The organism is Xenorhabdus sp. SGI 60 (genome assembly GCF_056632175.1).
Genome location: NZ_CP196860.1, coordinates 3,286,543 through 3,307,988, shown reverse-complemented (window position 1 = coordinate 3,307,988; position 21,446 = coordinate 3,286,543). Strand labels below are relative to the sequence as shown.

General features: G+C 50.1%; 31 protein-coding genes and 2 pseudogenes. 31 read left to right on the top strand and 2 right to left on the bottom strand.

Annotated features, from left to right (window positions below; translation table 11 throughout):
• Positions 1–21 precede the first annotated feature (21 nt).
• From ACSJJG_RS15610 to ACSJJG_RS15570, 9 genes and pseudogenes are all read left to right on the top strand, one after another.
• Entirely contained in the window at positions 22–354 is a 333-nt protein-coding gene (locus ACSJJG_RS15610; RefSeq protein WP_481089829.1) for a primase-helicase zinc-binding domain-containing protein, read from the top strand.
• Positions 355–494: 140 nt separating this feature from the next.
• Positions 495–986, top strand: a complete 492-nt coding sequence (locus ACSJJG_RS15605; protein ID WP_481089828.1) for a toprim domain-containing protein — start codon at positions 495–497, stop codon at positions 984–986.
• Positions 983–1,528 (top strand): HNH endonuclease signature motif containing protein, encoded by a 546-nt coding sequence (locus ACSJJG_RS15600; protein ID WP_189759594.1) that lies wholly within the window; start codon positions 983–985, stop codon positions 1,526–1,528. The genes ACSJJG_RS15605 and ACSJJG_RS15600 overlap by 4 nt, the downstream gene beginning before the upstream one ends.
• Positions 1,473–2,252 carry an antitermination protein Q gene (locus ACSJJG_RS15595; RefSeq protein WP_189759593.1) on the top strand — a complete coding sequence of 260 codons (780 nt, stop codon included), beginning with the start codon at positions 1,473–1,475 and terminating at the stop codon, positions 2,250–2,252. Before ACSJJG_RS15600 ends, ACSJJG_RS15595 begins: the two co-directional genes overlap by 56 nt.
• Before the next feature lie 646 nt (positions 2,253–2,898).
• A pseudogene (locus ACSJJG_RS15590) lies at positions 2,899–3,220 on the top strand (phage holin, lambda family).
• A pseudogene (locus ACSJJG_RS15585) lies at positions 3,217–3,617 on the top strand (structural protein). The pseudogenes ACSJJG_RS15590 and ACSJJG_RS15585 overlap by 4 nt, the downstream one beginning before the upstream one ends.
• 167 nt (positions 3,618–3,784) lie before the next feature.
• Positions 3,785–4,354 (top strand): phage antirepressor N-terminal domain-containing protein, encoded by a 570-nt coding sequence (locus ACSJJG_RS15580; protein WP_189761327.1) that lies wholly within the window; start codon positions 3,785–3,787, stop codon positions 4,352–4,354.
• Positions 4,355–4,364: 10 nt separating this feature from the next.
• Positions 4,365–4,832 carry a lysis protein gene (locus tag ACSJJG_RS15575; protein ID WP_189761328.1) on the top strand — a complete coding sequence of 156 codons (468 nt, stop codon included), beginning with the start codon at positions 4,365–4,367 and terminating at the stop codon, positions 4,830–4,832.
• Positions 4,798–5,178: a hypothetical protein gene (locus ACSJJG_RS15570; protein ID WP_189761326.1), complete on the top strand. Its 381-nt coding sequence runs from the start codon at positions 4,798–4,800 to the stop codon at positions 5,176–5,178. The genes ACSJJG_RS15575 and ACSJJG_RS15570 overlap by 35 nt, the downstream gene beginning before the upstream one ends.
• Positions 5,179–5,231: 53 nt before the next feature.
• Here ACSJJG_RS15570 and ACSJJG_RS15565 read toward each other — a convergent pair whose 3' ends face one another.
• A complete protein-coding gene (locus ACSJJG_RS15565; RefSeq protein ID WP_189761325.1) occupies positions 5,232–5,681 on the bottom strand; it encodes a hypothetical protein in 450 nt (149 codons plus the stop codon).
• A 77-nt stretch (positions 5,682–5,758) separates the two neighbouring features.
• The gene (locus ACSJJG_RS15560; protein WP_481089827.1) at positions 5,759–5,896 is read right to left on the bottom strand and encodes a hypothetical protein; all 138 of its coding nucleotides are present in this window, start codon (positions 5,894–5,896) and stop codon (positions 5,759–5,761) included.
• Between the two features lie 131 nt (positions 5,897–6,027).
• Between ACSJJG_RS15560 and ACSJJG_RS15555 the strand changes: the two genes are divergently transcribed.
• The 22 genes from ACSJJG_RS15555 to ACSJJG_RS15450 all read left to right on the top strand — a co-directional run bounded on the left by ACSJJG_RS15555 (position 6,028) and on the right by ACSJJG_RS15450 (position 21,299).
• Positions 6,028–6,615, top strand: a complete 588-nt coding sequence (locus ACSJJG_RS15555) for a BRO-N domain-containing protein (protein ID WP_282885596.1) — start codon at positions 6,028–6,030, stop codon at positions 6,613–6,615.
• A complete protein-coding gene (locus ACSJJG_RS15550; RefSeq protein WP_189761342.1) occupies positions 6,612–6,812 on the top strand; it encodes a hypothetical protein in 201 nt (66 codons plus the stop codon). The genes ACSJJG_RS15555 and ACSJJG_RS15550 overlap by 4 nt, the downstream gene beginning before the upstream one ends.
• 140 nt (positions 6,813–6,952) lie before the next feature.
• Positions 6,953–7,318, top strand: coding sequence for a hypothetical protein (locus tag ACSJJG_RS15545; RefSeq protein WP_189761341.1), 366 nt, complete (start codon positions 6,953–6,955; stop codon positions 7,316–7,318).
• Between the two features lie 3 nt (positions 7,319–7,321).
• Complete coding sequence (locus ACSJJG_RS15540; protein WP_189761340.1) at positions 7,322–7,672, top strand: HNH endonuclease; 351 nt, start codon at positions 7,322–7,324, stop codon at positions 7,670–7,672.
• Positions 7,669–7,872, top strand: coding sequence for a hypothetical protein (locus ACSJJG_RS15535; RefSeq protein WP_189761339.1), 204 nt, complete (start codon positions 7,669–7,671; stop codon positions 7,870–7,872). Before ACSJJG_RS15540 ends, ACSJJG_RS15535 begins: the two co-directional genes overlap by 4 nt.
• Positions 7,873–8,056: 184 nt before the next feature.
• Positions 8,057–8,551, top strand: a complete 495-nt coding sequence (locus tag ACSJJG_RS15530) for a phage terminase small subunit P27 family (protein ID WP_189760953.1) — start codon at positions 8,057–8,059, stop codon at positions 8,549–8,551.
• Complete coding sequence (locus ACSJJG_RS15525) at positions 8,548–10,278, top strand: terminase large subunit (RefSeq protein ID WP_189760954.1); 1,731 nt, start codon at positions 8,548–8,550, stop codon at positions 10,276–10,278. Before ACSJJG_RS15530 ends, ACSJJG_RS15525 begins: the two co-directional genes overlap by 4 nt.
• Entirely contained in the window at positions 10,275–10,436 is a 162-nt protein-coding gene (locus tag ACSJJG_RS15520) for a hypothetical protein (protein WP_189760955.1), read from the top strand. The genes ACSJJG_RS15525 and ACSJJG_RS15520 overlap by 4 nt, the downstream gene beginning before the upstream one ends.
• Positions 10,426–11,646 (top strand): phage portal protein, encoded by a 1,221-nt coding sequence (locus ACSJJG_RS15515; RefSeq protein WP_189760956.1) that lies wholly within the window; start codon positions 10,426–10,428, stop codon positions 11,644–11,646. Before ACSJJG_RS15520 ends, ACSJJG_RS15515 begins: the two co-directional genes overlap by 11 nt.
• Positions 11,639–12,238: an HK97 family phage prohead protease gene (locus tag ACSJJG_RS15510; RefSeq protein WP_189760957.1), complete on the top strand. Its 600-nt coding sequence runs from the start codon at positions 11,639–11,641 to the stop codon at positions 12,236–12,238. Before ACSJJG_RS15515 ends, ACSJJG_RS15510 begins: the two co-directional genes overlap by 8 nt.
• A gap of 9 nt (positions 12,239–12,247) precedes the next feature.
• Entirely contained in the window at positions 12,248–13,471 is a 1,224-nt protein-coding gene (locus ACSJJG_RS15505; protein ID WP_189760958.1) for a phage major capsid protein, read from the top strand.
• 84 nt (positions 13,472–13,555) lie between these two features.
• Positions 13,556–13,858: a head-tail connector protein gene (locus ACSJJG_RS15500; RefSeq protein WP_189760959.1), complete on the top strand. Its 303-nt coding sequence runs from the start codon at positions 13,556–13,558 to the stop codon at positions 13,856–13,858.
• 9 nt (positions 13,859–13,867) lie between these two features.
• Positions 13,868–14,188, top strand: coding sequence for a phage head closure protein (locus ACSJJG_RS15495; protein ID WP_189760960.1), 321 nt, complete (start codon positions 13,868–13,870; stop codon positions 14,186–14,188).
• Positions 14,185–14,634: an HK97-gp10 family putative phage morphogenesis protein gene (locus ACSJJG_RS15490; RefSeq protein WP_282885597.1), complete on the top strand. Its 450-nt coding sequence runs from the start codon at positions 14,185–14,187 to the stop codon at positions 14,632–14,634. Before ACSJJG_RS15495 ends, ACSJJG_RS15490 begins: the two co-directional genes overlap by 4 nt.
• Positions 14,631–14,966: a tail completion protein gp17 gene (gene gp17 / locus ACSJJG_RS15485; RefSeq protein ID WP_189760961.1), complete on the top strand. Its 336-nt coding sequence runs from the start codon at positions 14,631–14,633 to the stop codon at positions 14,964–14,966. The genes ACSJJG_RS15490 and gp17 overlap by 4 nt, the downstream gene beginning before the upstream one ends.
• Before the next feature lie 59 nt (positions 14,967–15,025).
• Positions 15,026–15,499 (top strand): phage tail tube protein, encoded by a 474-nt coding sequence (locus ACSJJG_RS15480; protein WP_189760962.1) that lies wholly within the window; start codon positions 15,026–15,028, stop codon positions 15,497–15,499.
• 3 nt (positions 15,500–15,502) lie between these two features.
• On the top strand, positions 15,503–15,910 hold the full coding sequence (locus ACSJJG_RS15475) for a phage tail assembly chaperone (protein WP_189760963.1): 408 nt from the start codon (positions 15,503–15,505) through the stop codon (positions 15,908–15,910).
• The gene (locus ACSJJG_RS15470) at positions 15,910–16,182 is read left to right on the top strand and encodes a phage tail assembly protein T (protein WP_189760966.1); all 273 of its coding nucleotides are present in this window, start codon (positions 15,910–15,912) and stop codon (positions 16,180–16,182) included. Before ACSJJG_RS15475 ends, ACSJJG_RS15470 begins: the two co-directional genes overlap by 1 nt.
• A 10-nt stretch (positions 16,183–16,192) precedes the next feature.
• Positions 16,193–19,573, top strand: coding sequence for a tape measure protein (locus tag ACSJJG_RS15465; RefSeq protein WP_282885598.1), 3,381 nt, complete (start codon positions 16,193–16,195; stop codon positions 19,571–19,573).
• Entirely contained in the window at positions 19,574–20,176 is a 603-nt protein-coding gene (locus ACSJJG_RS15460) for a hypothetical protein (protein WP_223281877.1), read from the top strand.
• Positions 20,176–20,757 carry a hypothetical protein gene (locus ACSJJG_RS15455; protein ID WP_189761215.1) on the top strand — a complete coding sequence of 194 codons (582 nt, stop codon included), beginning with the start codon at positions 20,176–20,178 and terminating at the stop codon, positions 20,755–20,757. Before ACSJJG_RS15460 ends, ACSJJG_RS15455 begins: the two co-directional genes overlap by 1 nt.
• A 104-nt stretch (positions 20,758–20,861) precedes the next feature.
• Entirely contained in the window at positions 20,862–21,299 is a 438-nt protein-coding gene (locus tag ACSJJG_RS15450; protein ID WP_189761216.1) for a hypothetical protein, read from the top strand.
• Positions 21,300–21,446 lie beyond the last annotated feature (147 nt).

Genomic DNA, 21,446 nt, shown 5'->3' with positions numbered 1-21,446 from the left:
ATCATATCAGGGAGACGCATTGTGAACAGAATAAAAACGGCTGATGCCGTTATAGGTCACTGGCCTGAAATCTTCGCTTACTACAAATTGCCCCCCGTGACAGGAAAAAACCACTTTAAAGGCAAGTGCCCGATATGCGAGCGGAAAGGCAAGTTCCGTATTGATGATCGTGACGGGCGGGGAACCTTCATCTGTACCTGCAATGCTGGGGATGGCTGGGAACTACTGAGATTGACGCAGGGCAAAGAATTCAAAGTGCTGGCCGATGAAATTGATCAGCTACTGGGTCTTCATCGCGATAAGGTCATAACGAAGCCCAGGGTCAGCACGGTCAGAAACAGAGTAACAGCCTAATATAATCACCCTTTACTCACGTATGCCTGAAAGGCACCCCGGCAGAAAAATACCTTCAAAGCCGGGGAATCATGTACAGCACACAGATAACGTGAACAAATGCACCTGAAGCAGCCTGATACCAGGGGGATTATCAGGCGATGTGGGCACTGGCAACAGACTCACGCGGCAATTATGTTACCTGCACCGAACCTATCTGGACGGGGATAAGAAAGCCGCTGGACGTTACAAAGAAAATGATGTCACTACAGGAAGACAACTATCTGGCGCACGCTGAATCGGTGGCGATTCGGATGTTTCCGGTGGCCTCCACGCTGGGCATCGCCGAAGGCATTGAGACAGCGCTGTCCTGTAAACAAATTTACGGGGTGAATACGTGGTCAACCATGAATGCCGGACACATGGCGAAATTTATTGCACCAAGAGGCGTTAAACACCTCATCGTCTTTGCTGATAACGATAGTAACGGTACTGGATTAGCAGCGGCTTTTAAATGCGGAAACAGAAATATTCTCAGTAGCAATGATGTTGAGGTTGTCAGTATCCGATGGCCTGAGGGGGAGTGTGATTTTAATGATCTTTTAGTAGACGGGGCTGAAGTTTATCAACACAAGCTATGGAGAAAAAAATGATCACTCAATCAGAGTTAAAAAGCGTGCTGAGCTATGACCCTGAAACAGGCTTATTTACATGGATAAAAAGAAATAGCAATAGAGTGAAAATTGGCGATATCGCAGGCTCTGTTAATGATCAAGGGTACATAGATATCAGAGTACACGGGCGTCTTATGAGGGCGCACAGATTAGCGTGGCTATATGTGTATGGAGAATGGCCTCGTGAGGTAATAGATCATATTAACGGAGTGAGGGATGACAACAGAATCTCTAATTTACGTGATGTCTCGCACAGCATAAACGGTCTCAACACAAGGGAAAAGTCATCATCGAAATCAGGTTATAGAGGTGTCTCATGGTGTCATGACACCAAGAAATGGAGAGCAAAGATACAAGTTGGCGATAAATACCACCACCTTGGAAGATATCACCATATTGAAGAAGCGGCGCAAGCATACAAAAGAGCAAAAGACATCGTCATCAAACAGCGGAGACAGCATAATAATGAAACTGGAATCAGCATTAAAACACTTTCATCCGAAGTCGCCCAATTTCAGTGACTCGTCATCCAGTACCGCACCGGGCAGAATGAAGGGCATGGATACCGCCGCGGCTTTAGGCATGACTGAATCACAGGCTAAATTTGGCATGACGGCCTTTTTTGCCAAGAACGAGGTCAGTAATGAAGACAAGTTCAGCACCGTGGAAGAATTGACACGTTACGCAAGGCGAACTGTACCGAAACTGATCTCGAAAGCGGCAGGAAATAAGTTAGGGCAATGTCTGGTGATTTTAGCCAGAATGGCCTTTGAGGATTATTCCCGTTCAGCCGCGTCTACCTGCCAGTGCCAAGAATGTCAGGGGAAAGGACTGATTTACTCCAAGAAGGAAGTAGTAAAACACCCTGGCATTATCCGCACAGATGGAACGGTAGTTCTTGAACCGTGGATTGAAAAAGAGCGGGTTGACGAACTCTGCCAGAAATGCAACGGCAAAGGTACTTTGTCAAATCGTTGTCGCTGCAAGGGGCGGGGTATGGTCGTTGATGAGGAGCAGACGGCATTGCAAGGTGTACCAGTGCATAAAATTTGTCCGCGATGTTCAGGACGGGGCTACAGCAAGGTGCCCTCGTCAGTCGCTTATACCGCAATCAGGGCATACTTACCTGAACTGAATGAAAGAACGTGGCGGCGGAACTGGAAGCCCTTTTATCAAAAATTGGTGGAGAAGTGTTACACGGAAGAAAAACAGGCAGAAGCGGCATTTGAAGCGGTGACAAAATAAACCGTTGCATTTTGTCCGGCCTTGGTCTAACATCTTCAAATAGTGGGAACTTGTAGCTATACTCACTACGACTTTTCAAGCCTCGCACTCGCGGGCTTTTTTGTATCTACCAGTAGTCAACTCAGAGTTGACAGCTCGATCAGAGGCAGCACCTTACATCATAGTTAAATCAATATATTAGGTGCGATTTTAACCATTTCGAGCAACACCTCGGATTGGTATAGAGAACACTCTAACATGCTATATAAATCATATGGTTAACCTGATTTTCAGCGAAAAAGAGATCACTCTCATGCAAGATGAATTCGATGGTTTTATTCAACTACCGAGGATTTTCAGGTAGTTCAAAATCCCGATATGGGAAATCCCATAACGGAATAAATTCAATCGGTTATAAATTCAAGGCTGCGCGTGGCGTGGCCTTTTCCAGAGGCGCAGTTTGCAGGATTCTGCCACCTCGTGATAACGACGAGATAAACAACACCTGCATCAATTCAGGAGGTCACTGAGGCGGCCTTTTTCACATTCGCCACCGCAATCACTCACAGAACGTCAGTATCGCTATTGCGGCTGGCAACCTATTAACCAATCACAGGGGCGATCATAGCTCACCCCACGGACGCCCATTGTTCAAATGGGGTGGAATATGAAGATGAAAGAAAATCCTGATTTATGGGCTGACATGTTAAATGGCTTAAAACTCATGGCCGCAAATATCCGGCTCAGTTTTGGCAATCGCCATTTGTTACGGTCGCCTGATTTACGACGGTGTGGAACGGAAGAACCGCTGGGTAGAGGCTTTACTCTGTGGCGCGTTGTCATGGAGCGTATCCAGTGGTCTAGATATGTTTGGCATTCCTGCCAGTTTTGCACCCGCTATCGGCGGTGCTGTTGGTTTTATGGGCGTTGAGAAAATACGCGAGTTTGCTGTTCGTGCCATCACTAAACGGCTGGGAGATAAACAGTGAGCAGAGGAATTCGTAACCACAATCCCGGCAATATCCGTCATAGAGACAAATGGCAGGGCTTCTGCGTGATATCTCGCAGACAGACAAATCATTTTGTCAATTTGTGGCACCGGAATATGGCATACGGGCGATGCTAAAAATTCTGCGCAACTACGAACGCAAATACGGGGACAATACTATTCGCCAGTTTATTTCCCGCTGGGCACCACCGAATGAAAATAATACCGAGAGTTATATCGCTTATGTCAGCGATATGGTGGATATCTCTCGCGATGCGGTGATTGATGTTAACAATCAGCGTGTCATGACAGCATTAGTCAAGGCGATGATCCAGATGGAGAATGGCAAGCAGCCTTACCCCGAAGAAACATTCAAAAAAGCCTACAGCTTAATCTGAATCCTGAGCCTCGTATCTGCGGGGCTTCTTTTTATCTGCGTACTGACGTGCGCGAAACCCAATCATGAGCTTATAGAAATAGAGCCTGAGAATTATCGCCAGGTGGCGACCTCTCATGGGCGATATTTCTACGTCAGCAGGCTCTTATTTCTATAGGAATACGCAAGATGCATACAATTACAGTCCCTTTTTATGATGATGAACTTTATGTAGTGGAATACAACAATGAACCCTACGTGCCAATGAGACCTATTGTCGAAGGTATGGGGATGGACTGGGCAGGTCAATATACCAAGTTAAAACAAAGATTTAGTAAAGGTGTTGAGGAAATCTCAATACCTACAAAAGGTGGCTTACAATTAATGACCTGCCTTGCCCTTCGTAAGTTGGCTGGCTGGTTAGCCACGATTAGCCCCAATAAAGTTAAGCCTGAAATTAGGGATAAGGTGATCCGCTATCAGGATGAATGCGACGATGTGCTTTATGAATACTGGACAAAGGGTGTAGTGATTAATCCCCGTAAACGTAACGTGATGGAAGAACTAAATCAGGCCTGTGCTGAGTTAAAAAGAGACAAGCAGCTCGCTAGTGTGTTTGGTACGGGCCTTAATGCATGGAAGTCTGTCAGGCCTGAACATGAAAGCAAGATAAGGGGATTGGTCGGGCAAGCCACTGACTTAGTGTTGGATCTCGTTCTGACTGAAATAGGTAAGGGTAAAACAACACGCACTGAATAAGGTGGGTGATATGAAACTCAATAGCCAGTACTTCACTCTGGGTGCAATGGTGATTGTCGCTGGCCTGCTCTGGTTCTACTACAGTGAGTATCAGAACAAGGCCGAAGAATACCGTAGGTTAGAGCTACAGTATGACGAACAACTCGCCATCAACACCAACCAGCAAGCACGAATTCAGCAACTCCACGAGCTGGACACCAAACACACTCAGGAACTCGCCAATGCCCAGACTGAAATCGATACTTTGCGCGCTGATGTTGCCGCTGGCCGTCGCAAGCTGCGCATCAAAGCCGTCTGTCCCGTGTCTGAAACCGCTTCCTCCAGCAGCGTGGTCAATGACACCACCGTCGAACTCAGTAGAGAAGCTGGACAAGCTGTTCTCGATGTCCGAGAAGGCATTATCAACGACCGAGCAAAACTGAGATATTTGCAGGAGTATGTGAATGCTGAATGCAGAGGAAAAGATGGAAAACACTGACAAGGCATTAGCCGAACTAATTAACAAGACACTGTCTGGCATCGACGGCATGATAGGGTTTGGCAAAGATCAGCTGCCTGTGGTTATAGAACAATTGATGCTTTGGCAGCTATGGGTAAATGGTTTGTTGTTTATCTTGTTTCTGGCACTGGCGTTATTGGCTGGCTACATATGGAAGAGAGCGACAGAGAGCTATGTTTACAATGAAGGTGGCGTGTATATAGTTCTTTTTGCTGTTGTTTGTGCGCTTGGTTTTACCTCCCTACGTTGTGCGTTTACTGTCATTCAGATAGTTGTAGCACCCAAAGTCTGGTTAATTGAGTATGCGGCTGCGCTTATCAAATAGGCACGCCACCACCTCAGTATCATTTGTTCTGAGGTGGTGAATATCTTGAACTATCAGAAGTTATAATTTCCTGAACGCCTCAAATAAGTCATCACTCCTGCCGCTACAATATCGCTGTATTGGAGCTGGACAATCGTAGCAAAATCCACACTGACCCCATTGAGACCATTGACTATATAGGGAAGTATTGCTTGCTCGTAAATTCTCTGACTTATATCGCAGCGGTGGGGAAGTAAGGTTAATATTCGTTGGCTACGGCCGGCAATAGTACGAAGTTGTAAAGATGCACCATCTGCAATCAACGAGTCTACATTTCTGGAAACAAATCCTAATTCGTTGAGCAATGTATTTGTTCGATGGTAGGTACCACCAAAAACATGGGGATATTGAGCCCGTAAGTTACTGATTGCAATCGGTACACATAATGACGAGACACCAGCACGTTCAAACATGCGAATAGATTGTCTGAGTGTGTTATAAGCTGCTTGGTGAAACTGAGACATAATAATTCCCTCAAAGATTAGGTACAGCAACACATAAACCCATCTTCACCCAACAACAAGCGAATAATGCTTAACAATTAGTTACTCACTGAAACTAAACCCAATATTTCTCTATCCATTCCCTGAGTGGCTACAGAAATAACCCATGCTGCCACCCGTTCCCATCGCGTACCCAACGCATACGGGATGGTGGCATTTTTGTATCTAACGCGCACCGCAGCGCCAATCTAAACATCGAGCCTTTATTTAGGAATGAGCCTTTGAGGAATCAGCTAAAACTGATGCTACTCGATGGGCTGATCTCCTATTGCGGCAAAGGTTCATTACCTAAGTAAGGATAAGCATCGTGAGTACAGCATTAACTTTCAAAGAACATGAAATCGTTCCATTTGACAATAAGGACGGGAAGATTTGGTTTACGGGTGAGCACTTGGCTGAATTACTGGGCTACAAAGATAGTAAGAAAGTGGCGAATCTTTATAGCAGGCATAAAGATGAATTTACTGAGAGCATGAGTACCATTGCCAAAGTGAGGACCTCGGAAGAATCAATAGGTTACGAACATCTTATGTCTGACATTAGACTGTACTCTCTTCGTGGTGCATATCTTATCGGCATGTTTTCCCGAACCAAGGTAGCCAAAGAACTTCGCATTTGGTTACTGGATCTCGCGGAGAAGGAATCAAATATTGATATCGGTACGCTTGATATTGCTGCCATGACTCAACTTGCAGGGCAAAAGATGCACGATTTAATAGATGTCTTTAATAAGGCTTCTTTAAAACATCGTGGACAGAAAGGAAGCGGCCTAATGGCACAACGTAAGCGGGATATCAAAAAAATCAAGGAAGCCACAAAGCTAGCTTTAGAGCTTACACAGTTTTCCATCCCTGATCTGGGTGACTTCCCTGATGAAGAGGGAGGTCCCGCATGAACCACGAACAGTTTATCGAGAAAAATATACAGGCCGAGTTAATTAAGCTCGGCTTTTCTTCATCTATCGCGGGGATGGCAAGTGACCGAGCAGTTGAACATTATCGCTGCTCTAGTTCACCCAGCGGGAAAGGTAAGCTGTTTGATGATTGTTTAAGTATCGCTAAGGCATGGGCGAGCAAGTACACAAGACGGTGATTTTATAAAATTCTGCAAACGTCATTCTAGGAGTGGCGTTGATAGAGTTTTGTGTAAGTTTTGGTCTGGTGTGGTCTCAAGATCCTACGGGATTATATAAATTGAGGTAGTTGATTATTCTGAATGAGGCAAAAACTATTATGAAAATTCGTATTAATGAAGACGGTAGCATCACAGTCAGGACGAATAGATGCACGGCGTCTTACGGTAAGAATGGGAAGCTCAAACTAGCCAGAGGCTGTTTTAAAGCTATTTCTGAAATCCCCGAAACACTTGTCATTCACAATGCATTCGAACCGAAGGCAGAAAAGGAACAGGCAACTATGGCTTGCGATAGCTTCAAGGTCTTCCACGCCGCGAGTGGGCCTTACATTAAATCAGCCACTATTGACTCTGCGAAGATAAATCAAGCCCGTGATGAACACCTCCGCCAGATAGTGCGCGAAGAGATACGCCAGTTCGTTACCCGTGAGAGCGAGCGCGGCGGGTTGTTTTCGCGGTGGTGATGTATGCCCCCGCGTATCCCCAGAGCCTGTCGCAAACGTGGCTGCCCTAAGACCACTACCGACCGCAGCGGCTACTGCCCTGACCATCTGCACACAGGCTGGCAATCTCACCAACAGGGCAAGAACCGGCATGAACGCGGTTATGGCAGCAAGTGGGACAAGTTAAGAGCGACCATCAAGCAACGGGACAAACAGTTGTGTCAGCAATGCTTACGTGAGGGGCGCGCAGTAACAGGTGTGACGGTTGACCATATCATCCCCAAGGCACACGGTGGCACGGATGAACTATCCAATTTGCAATTATTATGCTGGGCTTGCCATAAACGTAAGACCGCCACGGAGAGACTACGATGAGTGAGAGACAAGTAAAACTATCACGGATATTCAAAGGCGGTAGCTTTATGGGCTATGCCTTGAGTGTCGATGGCCTATTGTTATCCAACCAGCAGAACGTAACTGTTGAGACTAAGGCGAAAGATATTCATCCCATACTGACGGTGACCTTTGCGGTGACCAATGAAATGGCAGATGAGGCAACTGATATTTATATTTAGTTTCACGATAAAACCGTATCAACAGGAATGGTCATGAAGCGGTAGGGGGAGGTCAAATCCCTGCCACTCTCACCCTTAAGGACCGCCGCCTTAGGTCTTTTTTTATACCCGCGAAAAATGAAATTTAAATCGGGTGTTTTTGTATCCCTTTTTCACTGTTTCCTGAATACAGGAGGTTCTGAGTATGGCCGGTACGGCGGGTAAGTCAGGCCGTCGCCCCAAGCCGACGGCACGAAAAGAACTGGCAGGCAATCCAGGCAAACGAAAACTGAACCGCGATGAGCCGACCTTCACACCGTTGACCGGCGTGTCACCCCCTGATTGGTTTGTGGAAAACGACTTACCGCTGGCGGTGGTGATGTGGGAGCTGACCAGTCAGGAATTGTGCGCGCAGGGGTTATTGTGTGTCACCGATCTGGCGGTACTGGAACGCTGGTGCGTGGCCTATGAGTTTTGGCGCCGGGCGGTTGCCAATATCGCCCGGCAGGGTAACTCCGTGACCGGAGCGACAGGGGGTCCCATCAAAAACCCAGAACTGACCGCCAAAAAAGAGCAACAGTCTGAGATGGATACCACCGGTTCGATGCTGGGGTTAGATCCCAGCAGTCGCCAGCGTTTGATCGGGGCGGCGGGTCAGGCCAAAAACGACAACCCGTTTATGAGGATGATTTCATCATGAGCCGTAAAGCCTACCCGAATGTCAATGCGGCCAACCAGTACGCCCGCGATGTGGTACGAGGCAAAATTGAGGCAGGCCGCTATGTCAGGGAAGCCTGTCAGCGCCACCTGGATAACCTGAATCAGGAAAAGACCAGGGTATTTAAGTACCGGTTCGATAAAGACCTGGCGGAACGGGCCGCCAAGTTTATTCAGTTATTACCCCACACTAAGGGAGAATGGGCGTTTAAGCGGATGCCTATTACGCTGGAGCCGTGGCAGTTATTTATTGTCTGCTCGGCGTTTGGCTGGGTGCATAAAGGCAGTCGGTTACGCCGCTTTCGTGAAGTCTATACCGAAATTCCCCGTAAAAATGGCAAATCTGCGATTTCGGCGGGGGTGGCACTTTACTGTTTTACCTGTGATGACGAGTTCGGGGCGGAGGTTTATTCCGGCGCCACGACGGAGAAACAGGCATGGGAAGTCTTCCGGCCTGCCCGGCTGATGTGTAAACGTACTCCAATGTTGGTTGAGGCATTCGGCATTGAGGTGAATGCGTCGAACCTGAACCGTCCGGCAGACGATGCCCGATTTGAGCCGTTAATTGGTAATCCCGGTGACGGCCAGTCCCCCAGTTGCGCCATTGTGGACGAATACCATGAACATGATACCGATGATCTCTATACCACCATGCTCACGGGGATGGGGGCGCGGCGTCAGCCCCTGATGTGGGCCATTACGACGGCAGGTTACAACATTGAAGGCCCCTGTTATGACAAGCGCCGTGAGGTCATTGAAATGCTGTCCGGCAATGTCCCCAATGAGGAACTGTTCGGGGTGATTTACACCGTAGATGAGGGGGACGACTGGACCTCACCGGCGGTGTTGCGTAAGGCCAACCCGAATATGGGCGTATCGGTTTATGCTGATTTTTTACTGAGTCAGCAGCAACGCGCCCTGAATAACCCGCGTTTAGCCAGCGTGTTCAAGACCAAGCACTTGAATATCTGGGTCTCTGCGCGGGAGGCTTACTTCAATATGGTGAGCTGGAAACAGTGCGAAGATACCTCACTGACGCTGGAGCAGTTCGAGGGGCAGCCCTGTTTTCTGGCCTTTGACCTCGCCCGTAAGCTGGATATGAACAGCATGGCACGGCTCTTTGTGCGTGAGATTGACGGCAAGCGGCATTTCTACAGTATTGCCCCGCGGTTCTGGGTGCCGTATGACACCGTTTACAGTGTAGAGCAGAATGAGAATCGTCGCAGTGCTGAACGATTCCAGAAGTGGGTGGAAATGGGGTTACTGACCGTCACGGAAGGCGCCGAAGTGGATTACCGTTATATCCTGGAAGAAGCCAAACTTGCCTGCCATCTGAACCCGGTTAATGAAGCCCCGATTGATCCCTATGGGGCGACAGGATTATCCCATGCCCTGGCGGATGAGGGGATTAACCCCATTATCGTGACCCAGAACTTTACCCATATGAGTGATCCGATGAAGGAGCTGGAGGCGGCTATCCAGTCCGGTCGCTTCCATCATGACGGCAATTCGATACTGTCCTGGTGTATCGGTAATGTGGTGGGAAAAACCCTGGGCGGCAATGATGACATTGTGCGCCCTATCAAGGAACAAAAGGACAGCAAAATTGATGGCGCCGTCGCCCTGATTATGGCGATGGGGCGTGCCATTTTACACGAAGAACCCGACTTTCTTTCTAACCTCGACCCGGATGACCTGTTAATGTTATGAAAAATTTACTGATTGATATCACTGCACTGACGGGCGTCGGGGCGGTGCTGGCAGGCTGTTACCTGAAATACGGGTTGGCAAATACCTTGATTATTGGTGGCGGTCTGTTGATTGCCTATGCGCTGGCGGTCGCCAGAAGGGGGAAACATGCTGCTTGATGCCCTGTTTCGCAGTGAACCGCTGGAAAACCCGAAAACCCCGCTGACGACCGAAGCGGCGGATTATGACGGCCTGTTTAATGCTGATGTGTATGTCAGTCCCGAAACCGCCATGAAACTGGCCGCCGTGTATGCCTGTATCTATGTATTGTCCTCGTCGGTCGCTCAGATGCCGTTGCATGTGATGCGCAAGACGGGGCAATCGGTGGAAATGGCCCGTGACCATCCGGTGTTTTACCTGGTGCATGATGAGCCGAACCTCTGGCAGACCAGCTATAAATGGCGGGAGCTGAAACAACGCCATATTCTCGGCTGGGGGAATGGTTACTCATGGGTAAAACGTAACCGCCGCGGGGAGGTGACCACGATTGAGGCCTGTATGCCGTGGGAAACCACCTTGCTCAACACGGGCGGGCGCTATACCTATGGCGTGTATAACGAAGACGGCAGCTTTGCGATTAGCCCTGATGACATGATCCACATTCGCGCCCTGGGTAATAACCGAAAAATGGGCTTAAGCCCCATCCTGCAACATGCGGAAACTATCGGTATGGGGATGAGCGGGCAGAAATACACCAGTGCCTTTTTTGGCGGCAATGCCCGTCCGGCGGGGATTGTTTCCGTTAAGGGAGAGATGAAGCCGGAGGGCTGGGAACGGCTCAAGCAACTGTGGAAAAAAGCCGCTGCCGCCCTGCGTAGTGAGGAAAATAAGACCTTGCTGATCCCGGCGGAACTGGATTACAAAGCCCTGACGGTTTCCCCAGTCGATGCTCAGCTTATCGACATGATGAAACTGAACCGTTCCATGATAGCCGGTATCTTCAATGTGCCCGCTCATATGATCAACGACTTGGAGAAGGCAACTTTTTCCAATATCAGTCAACAGGCCATTCAGTTTGTCCGCTATACGGTGATGCCGTGGGTGACAAACTGGGAACAGGAGCTGAACCGCCGTCTGTTTACCCGTCAGGAGCGGTTGGCCGGATTTTATGTGCGGTTCAATCTGGCGGGACTCTTGCGGGGTACCCCCCAGGAGCGCGCTCAGTTCTACCATTTTGCTATCACCGATGGCTGGATGAGCCGCAATGAGGCCCGTGCCTTTGAAGACATGAACCCAGTTGAGGGACTGGACGAGATGTTGGTCAGTGTCAATGCGGCTCACCCTACTAACCCGACTCCACCCAAACAGGAGGATAAAACTGATGTGTGACAGGGAAATGCGCTGTTACCCCGGTGAGGTGCGCACAGAAACACAGGAAAACCAGCCGACGCGCATTGTCGGTTACGGTTCGGTGTTTAACAGTCGCTCTGAGCCGCTCTGGGGCTTTCGTGAAATCATCAAACCCGGTGCCTTTGATGAGGTACTGAATGACGATGTGCGCGGGCTGTTTAACCATGACCCCAACTTTATTCTGGGGCGCAGCACCGCTGGCACCTTGTCGCTCTCTGTGGATGAGCGCGGGCTGCAATACACCATTCAGGCTCCGGACACCCAGACTATCCGCGATCTGGTCTTGGCCCCTATGCAACGGGGTGACATTACCCAGTCGTCCTTTGCCTTTCGGGTCGCCCGTGACGGCGATCACTGGTACGAGGATGAAGAAGGGATCGTTATCCGGGAAATTAGCCGCTTCTCTCGTTTGTATGACGTGAGTCCGGTCACCTATCCGGCGTATCAGGAGGCGGATTCTGCTGTGCGCTCGCTGACCGCATGGCAAGAAGCTCGCGCCAGTGGCGATTTAACCAAAGCTATCAATCAAAAACAGGCCCGTGAACGCCTGCTAACTTTACTCAATATTTAGGATGGGATCATGAAATTACATGAACTGAAACAACGCCGTAACACCATCGCTACTGAAATGCGTGCCCTGCATGAGAAAATCGGGGATAACGCCTGGACGGAAGAGCAACGCACCGAATGGAACAAAGCTAAAACGGAGCTGGATACTCTCAACGAGCAAATCCAGCGCGAAGAATCGTTGCGCAGTCTGGATCAACAATTGGTGGACAACACCGAACCGGAACAGCGCAAGCAGCCGACTCACCCCGAAACGGAGCAGCAGGAGCGACGCGCAGCCGCCTTTGACAAGTTCCTGCGTCACGGTCTGGGGGAAATGACCGCCGAAGAGCGTCAGGCGCTGCGAGAGTTGCGCGCACAGGGTGTTTCCCCCGATGAAAAAGGCGGCTACACCGTCCCCACCCAGATGTTGAACAAGGTGGTTGAGGCCATGAAAGCCTACGGGGGGATCGCCAGTGTGGCGCAAATCCTCAGTACGTCTACCGGGCAAACTATCGAATGGGCGACCGCCGATGGCACGACAGAAGAAGGTGAATTGTTGGGTGAAAACACCGCAGCCAGTGAAGAAGACACCACGTTCGGTACTGATTCTCTGGGGGCGAAAAAACTGTCCTCCAAAATTATTCGGGTCTCCAATGAGCTGTTGCAGGATTCCGGTATTGATATGGAAGCCTATCTGGCGAAACGCATCGCCCAACGTATCGGGCGCGGTGAAGCCCGGTATCTGGTCAAAGGCACCGGCACGGGCAGTCCGCAACAACCCAAGGGGCTGGAAACCTCGGTGACGGGGACGGTGGATGCCGCCGCCAAATTTAGCTGGAAAGACATGAATGCCCTGAAGCACGCCCTTGACCCCGCGTACCGCAATGTCGGGACCTTCCGCTGGGCGTTCAATGACAGCACGCTGAAACTCATCACCGAGATGGAAGATGCACAGGGGCGTCCGCTGTGGTTACCTGAAATCGCGGGCGTGGTGCCGTCTACCGTGCTGGGTGTGCCGTATGTGATTGATCAAGCGATTGCGGATATGGGCGCGGGTAAGAAATTCATCTACTGCGGGGATTTTAACCGCTTTATCGTGCGCCGCGTGGCCTACATGACGTTGAAGCGGCTGGTTGAGCGTTATGCTGAGTACGATCAGACCGCCTTCCTAGCCTTCCACCGTTTTGACTGCATTCTGGAAGATACCGCTGCCATCAAGGCGCTGATCGGCAAGGGCACCGCTTCTGCGGGTTAATTCTCAGTGAGGAACTTAGGCCGCTTCATAGCGGTTTTTTTTGTGCCTGCAATCTGCAAGGGTTGCGGGTACTCAGGAGATTTTATGCCGTTACCGACATTGGAAAAACTCAGGAAACAGTGCCGGATTGATGGGGGTAATGACCTTGACGATGATTTGCTGCTGACCTATCGGGGGGCAGCAAAGAAGCGGGCAGAAAACTACCTCAACCGGACATTGTATGAAGATGAAATACCAGAAATCGATCCGGATGGCTTAATGATTTCTGATGATATTGAACTGGCGATTATGCTGACTGTGGGGTACTGGTACGAAAACCGTGAAGCCCAGTCCCTACCTACCGGATTCAAGGCACTATTAGAACCGTATCGTTTCATTCCACTCTAGGAGATTAATATGCAAGCAGGACGACTGCGTCACCGCATCACGCTACAGAATTTTACCCAGATCAAATTACCGTCAGGCCAGCGCAGGCAGGAATGGCAGGATGTGGCGACGGTTTGGGCGGAGGTCAGGCATATTAGCGGGCGGGAATTACTGGCGTCTGGCGCCAATCTGTCAGAAACCACGGTCCGTGTCTGGCTGCGTTACCGTGCCGATGTGACCAGTGCATTTCGTATGGTGTTTAGGGGACAGGTTTACGATATTCAGGCTGTCATTCCTGACCCCAAACGCACTCAGCTTGAACTGTTATGTAAACAGGGGGTGAAACCGTGAGTATTCATACGGATCTGGACTTTTCCGGCTTGCAGGCCATCGCGAAAGATTTAGAGCTGCTCAGCAAAGCCGAAAATAATCAGGTCCTGCGAAAAGCTACCTATGCAGCGGCGGGTGTTTTACGCGATGAAGCGCGGGTTAAGGCCCCCAAACGGACAGGCAAGCTGACGCGTAATATCGTGGCGGCCAATCGGCGAACGCAAAACGGCACCGCGTCCGCGGGGGTGTATGTGCGGGGTTCAAACCCATCCGGCACCAACAGCGACACCACCATGAAGAAAAACGATCCCCGTAATGCCTATTACTGGCGTTTTCTGGAGAACGGGACATCAAAAATGGCACCGCAGCCATTTATCCGCCCGGCGTTTGATGCGAAATCGGAGGCTGCCACTGACGCCGCGATACAACGGATGAATCAGGCGATTGATGAGGTGCTGTCGAAATGACCGAGGCTGACATTTTCCCGCTGCTGGACCCGGTACTGCCGGATAAGGTTTTTCCTTACGTAGCACCGCAACGGGAGCCGCCTGTTATGCCGCCGTGGTGTGTCTTTTCGTTCTACAGCCTCGATCAGGATGTCCTGAGCGGGCAGGCGGAAAACCTCACCACCCTGCAAATTGATGTTTATGCTAACACCATTGATGAGGCGCGGGCGATACGGGATAAGGCGCGGGTCGCCCTTGCCGGACTGCACCCCACGGAACTGAGTGAAACCAACAGCTACGAGTCCGATACGGCCCTGTACCGCACCACACTGGAATGCCAGCTCTGGCAATAACCCCCACCGTTTTACCTGGCCATCCATCATGGATGGTTTTTTATTTCTGGAGAATAGCTATGTCAAGCAAATACGAAAAAACCCAGGGCACGAAAGTGAGTATTTCGGCCCATCCTGCCACTGAGGCGAATCCCGCCAATGCCGTCTGGCAGGCGATTGACTGTACCACCAAGGAGATCAGCTACACCGGCGGACAAAAGTCGGACATTGAGGTCACTACCCTGTGCTCCACGGAACAGGAAATGACGAACGGCCTTGCCGCACCGGGGGAAATTACCCTGTCCGGCAACTGGTCAGCGAATGAGGTGGGGCAAAATACCCTGCGTCATGCCTACGATACCGATGAGCTGCATGCCTTTAAGGTGGAATTTCCGACCGGGAACGGTTACGCCTTTCTCGCCGAGGTACGCCAAAACTCATGGAGTGTCGCCACCAGTGGGGTAGTGACCGCGTCATTTACCTTGCGGCTAAAAGGCAAGCCACTTCCCCTGAAACCCGTCCCGTTAACCAAAAATACCCCCCAGGGAGAATAAATTATGGCTAAAAAAATGAACCTCAGAGCACTGGCACTGGCTCCCAATGCCGGCTTTCGCAGCAAACTGATCACCGTACCGGAATGGGATGATGTGACAGTCACGTTGCGCGAACCCTCTGCGGGGGCATGGGGACTCTGGCAGGACATCATATCCCCCAAAGAGGGGGAGGAAGACGGCACCCTGTCCATTGCTGAGAAAACCCACCGTAATATCCGCGGTGATGTCGTGTTGTTTATTGATGTGCTGCGGGATAAGAACGGCGATCCCGTATTCACGAATGAAGATATCGATACCGTGGCGGGGATTTATGGACCGGTTCACAGCCGCTTGTTACAGCAGGCCCTGGAACTCATGGTCTCACAGGCGGATGCAGAAAAAAAGTCAAAGACCCCGCCACCTTCTTCATGATGACACTGGCATTGCGGCTCGGTAAGACCCTGCATGAGCTGCAACGGGAGATGAGCGCCAGTGAGCTACTGTACTGGCTGGCGTATGACACCATCAGCCCAATAGGGGATCGGCGCAGTGATATTCAGGCCGCCCAGATTGCGACCGCCGTGTACCAATCGCAAGGCGGCAAAGTCGCCCTGCCTGATATCCTGCTGCAATGGGGTGAACCCGAAGAAGACAGCGATAACGATAACTCCGGTTTGGAAGCTTTCCTGTCTAACCTGTCTTGAGTGATTTTCTATGGCAAAACTGCGTGAACTGATTATTAAAATCTCAGCCAATTCATCTTCATTTCAGGCTGAGATTGCCCGTGCCTCACGGATGGGGGCGGATTACTACCGAACAATGGAAAAGGGCGGGCGCGGGGCAGCGGCGGCCAGCCGTGACAGTCAGCAGGCGTTGCGGGAACTCAATAGCCAGCTGGCTTCGGTCAAGGCGTCAGCGGTCGGCATGACGGGCGCCTTTGCGGGGATGTTTGCTACCGGACAGCTTATCAACCTGGCGGACAGTTACGACTCATTAAATGCCCGTATCAAGCTGGCGACAACCTCAGTGGAAGATTTTACCCACGCCAAGCAGGGATTGCTGCAAATCAGCCAGTATACCGGCTCCACCTTTGAGTCCAATGCCGCTCTCTTTTCCCGTGTATCCAGTTCACTGCGTGAATATGGCTATACGACTCAGGATATCCTGTCCCTGACGGATGCGTTAGCGACCGGATTACAAGTCTCGGGGGCAACGGCGGCTGAAACTTCGTCCCTGATTGTCCAGTTATCCCAGGCACTTGGACGCGGCGTACTCAGGGGGCAGGATTTTAACTCCGTCGCGCAGTCCGGGCAGCGGATCATGAAAGCGCTGTCAGATGGGTTAGGGGTAGCACAGAAGGACCTGAAAGAACTGGCGGATGCGGGTGAGCTGACCACACCTAAGATTGTGCCCGCCCTGGTCAGTCAGCTGGCAACCTTGCGCAAAGAGTTTGATTCGATGCCGAACAGCGTGAGTGCGGCGTCAACACGGGTGACGAACGCCTTTCAACAGTGGGTCGGCGAAACCAACCGGACCACCTCGGTCACCGCCACCTTATCCGGGGTACTGGATGGGGTCGCGAAAAATATTGATACCGTTGCCGTGGCAGGCGGGGCACTGGTCGCTGTCGGCGCAGCCCGTTTCTTCGGCAATATGGCTTCTGGGGCTGTGACGGCGACAGGCAACATTTGGAAAACCTACCGCGCGGAAGTGAATTTGGCGAATGAGCAGGTCAGGGGAACCCAGATATCGACTGCCAGAGCACGGGCTGCGGTCTATCGGGCACAGCAGGCATTAGCAGCCGCAAAAGGCACCGACAGGCAAACGCAGGCGGAAGAGCGCCTGTCCCGAACGCAGGCAACTCTGTCGCGTAATATTGATGCCCGGACAGCGGCACAGGACAGGCTGAATAAAGTCACCTCACTGGGATCGCGCGTGATGGGCGGTGCGCTGGGACTGATTGGTGGGCCTTTTGGTGCCGCGATGCTGGCAGGCGCTGCTATCTATTACCTTCACCAGAGTCAGGAGCAGGCCAAGCAATCCGCCCTGGAATTGGGGAAAAATACCGATCTGTTGATTGAGTCGTTGAAGACCATGAATTCGCTGGAGGTTAAAAAGCGAATTTTTGACACCCAAGACCAGATAACCGATCAGAACAAAGCCGTAGAGGCGCAAAAAAAGTTAGTCGAAACCCGAAAAATGGATATGGAGCGGGCGCGGATTGTGGCTGAAAAAGGGGTCAAAACCCTGTATTCCGCCTCACCGACTGAGCAGCTCACGGAGGCTATCCGGGTTTATAACAACGAAGTGAATAACCTTGCTATTATGCAGGAGGGGTTAAGTAGCAAACAGAAAGAACTCAATATGTTACAGGCCAGCCAGTCAGGTCTGTTGCGTGATAATTATGTGGAAATGCTCAGAACGAGCGATATTTTGCCGATGCTGACGCTGGCAGGCTCGGATTTCAACCGGGTGTTAGCTGCGGGTAACCGCTTGCTTGAAGAACGTCAGCAATATGCTCAGGTTCCCTTTGCGCTGCCTCAAGCCCCACTGGACGATAAGCAACAGGATTTTTTGAAGAGATCGGCCCGTGATCTTGAACTGTCAACGTTGCAGGGTGAGGCCAGAATCCGAAAGCAGGCGGAATTTGCCGCCGCCGATCAGGGGCTAAATAAGCCACAGCATCATGATAATTATCAAAAATATATCAATAATGCGATAGCCATCTATCAAAATGGTGAAAAAGCCAAAGCGGCGCAGGCGGCGGCATCAAAAGCGGCCAGTGATGCAGCAAAGGCGGCAAGGGAGGCTGCCAGCGCACAGGAAAGCTACCGAAACAAAGTCGCTGATTTAAATCGGGAAATTCAGATAGAGCAGGTGCGTATGAAAGAGGGGGAAGTTGCCGCTTCGCTCTTTGCCGCCTCAATGGAAATCAGCGCAAAATACACCGGAAAGCAGCGTGAGGAGCTGATTGAACTCAGTCAGGCCAGTATTCTGGCAAAACAACGCACCCAAGATTTGCAGGATGCTATCGCCGCCGATCCCTATCGACAGGCGCTCCATGCCCGCCTGAAAGCCGAAGAGCAATTGCAGCGCCAGATTGCGGCCAACGCCATTCAAAGTGCCGAAGAGGTTGTGCGACGCAAACAGGAGATTGAGGCCAGATACCTGAGCAGCGTTGCGGAAGCCAATCAGCGTTATGCGGTATCCTCTACAGCGAAATTGGTGGGCAATGTTGATCCCCTGCAAGACCTGCAAAACCAGCTAACAGAGCAAACCGCGCTGTATGATTCTTATTATCAAAACGGCATTATCAAAAAAGAACGTTACGAGCAGTTGATCGCCGCAGCTGGTATTCGTTCTAGAGATTCGCAATTCGCAGCGGCTAAAGAATTGTATGCTAGCCAGGGTGATTTTCAGAAAATGCAAATGAACCTGTTGGATGTTGTCGAACAGCGGACGGGGAACGCCCTAACAGGGATGTTGATGGGTACTAAGTCATTCTCTGAATCCATGAAAGAGCTGTCCGCGTCATTGGCGCAATCCATCATTCAAGATTTGGTTCGTATTGCCATGCAATCTATGATTACCAAGGCAATTTCTGGATTCTTTGGTGGAATTGGTGGAGGAATGTCAAACGTAGGCACCAGCTCTTTAGCTTCGGCAGGTAGCAATACGGGAGTGATGGGGTTATCTACCAGCTGGCGTGATTTTATCCCTAACGCGAAAGGGGGTGTCTATAACTCACCCAGTCTCAGCGCGTACAGTAATCACGTTGTCAGTAGTCCGACACTGTTTGCCTTCGCTAAAGGCGCAGGGCTAATGGGTGAGGCAGGTCCCGAGGCAATTATGCCGCTTAAGCGCGGTCCTGATGGTTCTTTGGGTGTACGGGCTATTATTCCGCCCACGCCAGCGTCAGGAGAAATTCACATCCATCAAACCATTCAAGTGTCAGGCAACGGCGATCAGGCATTACTGGCTGCGATGGAAGAGGCCGCCAGACGCGGGGCTGCGCAGGGAGCAGCGATGGCTAAAGCTGATTTGATTCGGGATTTTCAGTCAAACGGACAGGTGAGAAAAACATTGGGGGTGTAGATGACGATTAGGATTTTAGACTGGCCGGAAGAAATTATCCCCAGTGCGCTTAACTGGCAATTAATTAGTAACAGCAAGACATTCACATCCGTCTTCAATGGTAGCACTCAAACGGCACGGTTCCCCGGCAGTCGTTGGCGCTGTACGTTAATGTTTAATAACCTGGATGATGAAAAGGCGCGCATTCTGGAAGTATTGGTCGCGCAATTAGACGGGGAATCAGGCAGGGTGCGCCTGTTTGACTGGGCGAGACCGGGACTTGTAGGTATGGGTAATCCTAAAATCAGTGAACCCAACCAGCTGGGATATTATCTGAAAACGGAGGGCTGGCGTAAAAATACGCGAGTTATCAGGCGAGGTGATTACCTAACGGTAGGGAATGAGTTAAAGATGGTGACGGAGAATGTGGACAGCGATAGTGCAGGAGCAGCGACTATTCCTATTTCACCTATGCTGCGTTATTCACCAAGACGACATGACAAAATCGAAACAGAGCGTCCCTTTGGGATTTTTAAACAGACAGGCGGTGATCAGGGAAATTTTCAACGTAAGCCGGGTATATTTACCAATGCCACCCTGTCTTTTGAGGAGGCATTATTCTGATGTTTTATCATCCATTTTCTGATGACATGGTACGCGCCATTAACGAAGGTGCACATATTGTGCTGGCTGCTCGTCTGGATCTGGTGTCTGGCGTGGTCTGCGCTCATACAGGTGTTGGGAACTTGGTGATTGCTGGCGAAAATTACTTGGGTGTAGGAAACTTGGGTGAGATTGAGGCAGTTTCGGAAAATATGACAACCAGCCCAACGCAACTAGTCTTAAAACTGACAGGGTTTGATCGCGGACTGGTCGGAACGGTGTTAAATGAGCGCGGACGCGGCAGGGACGCCCGTGTCATGATGGTAACTATCGGTGATGACGGCCGCCCAATATTAGCAGAGGTGTTATTTGCTGGACAAATTTCAACCATTAATGTGGTGGCCGGAAATGAAAATGCAGTCAGCGTCACAATTTCCAATCGTTTTGAACGCTGGTCAATGGGGTTGCCTGACCGATTTACCGATGAATCATGGTCAGCCAGACGGCAGGGGGACCGGATATTTCGGTATGTTGCACAGATGGCAGAACGAGCCATTTATTGGGGGAGTAAAAAAGATGCGCCTGCATTTGTTTATAAATAAAATTGATGTCATAACATGATGCGTTGCACAAGAAAATAGCATTACTCTTTTAATGCGGCATCTTACAGACTAGAATTTTTTAGCTTTCACTGGGAGAATAGGATATGAAAAATACTTTACTATTTTTTTGGGGAGTAGTTTTTTCTAGTATTTCTTTGGTGGGTTGTTCCATGAACACTGCCGTTAAGCAATCAGAACCTTCGTTAATATCAACTATTGATTTTAGCAGGGCAGATTACGGGGTAAGACCAAGTAATTATGAAAGAGTTGTTAAAGACTATTTTGAAACGGTATTAGTAGATCCAGAATCAGCGAAGTTTTCAGGGTGGACTGAGCCAAAACAAGAGGTAATGATCAAAGACCATTTGCCGGTATTTGGTTACTCGTTATGTGTCAATATAAACGCTAAAAATTCCTATGGTGGGTACACGGGAAATCATTTGTATTGGATATTTACAAAAAATAATTCAGTTATGAGAGTTCAGGATACAACTAAATTTCCATACAGGAAAATTTTTATTGGACATGATATAACTTGCTAGCATTTTTATTTTTGATTATTTGTTATAAAGCTCAATAAATACAGATTATTAGGATAATATGCACCTCCGCGTACGCAGATGTAAACATTAATCCAGCCTGAACCAATCCAAGCCCAGCTTCGCGCTGGGTTTTTTATTTCACGGAGA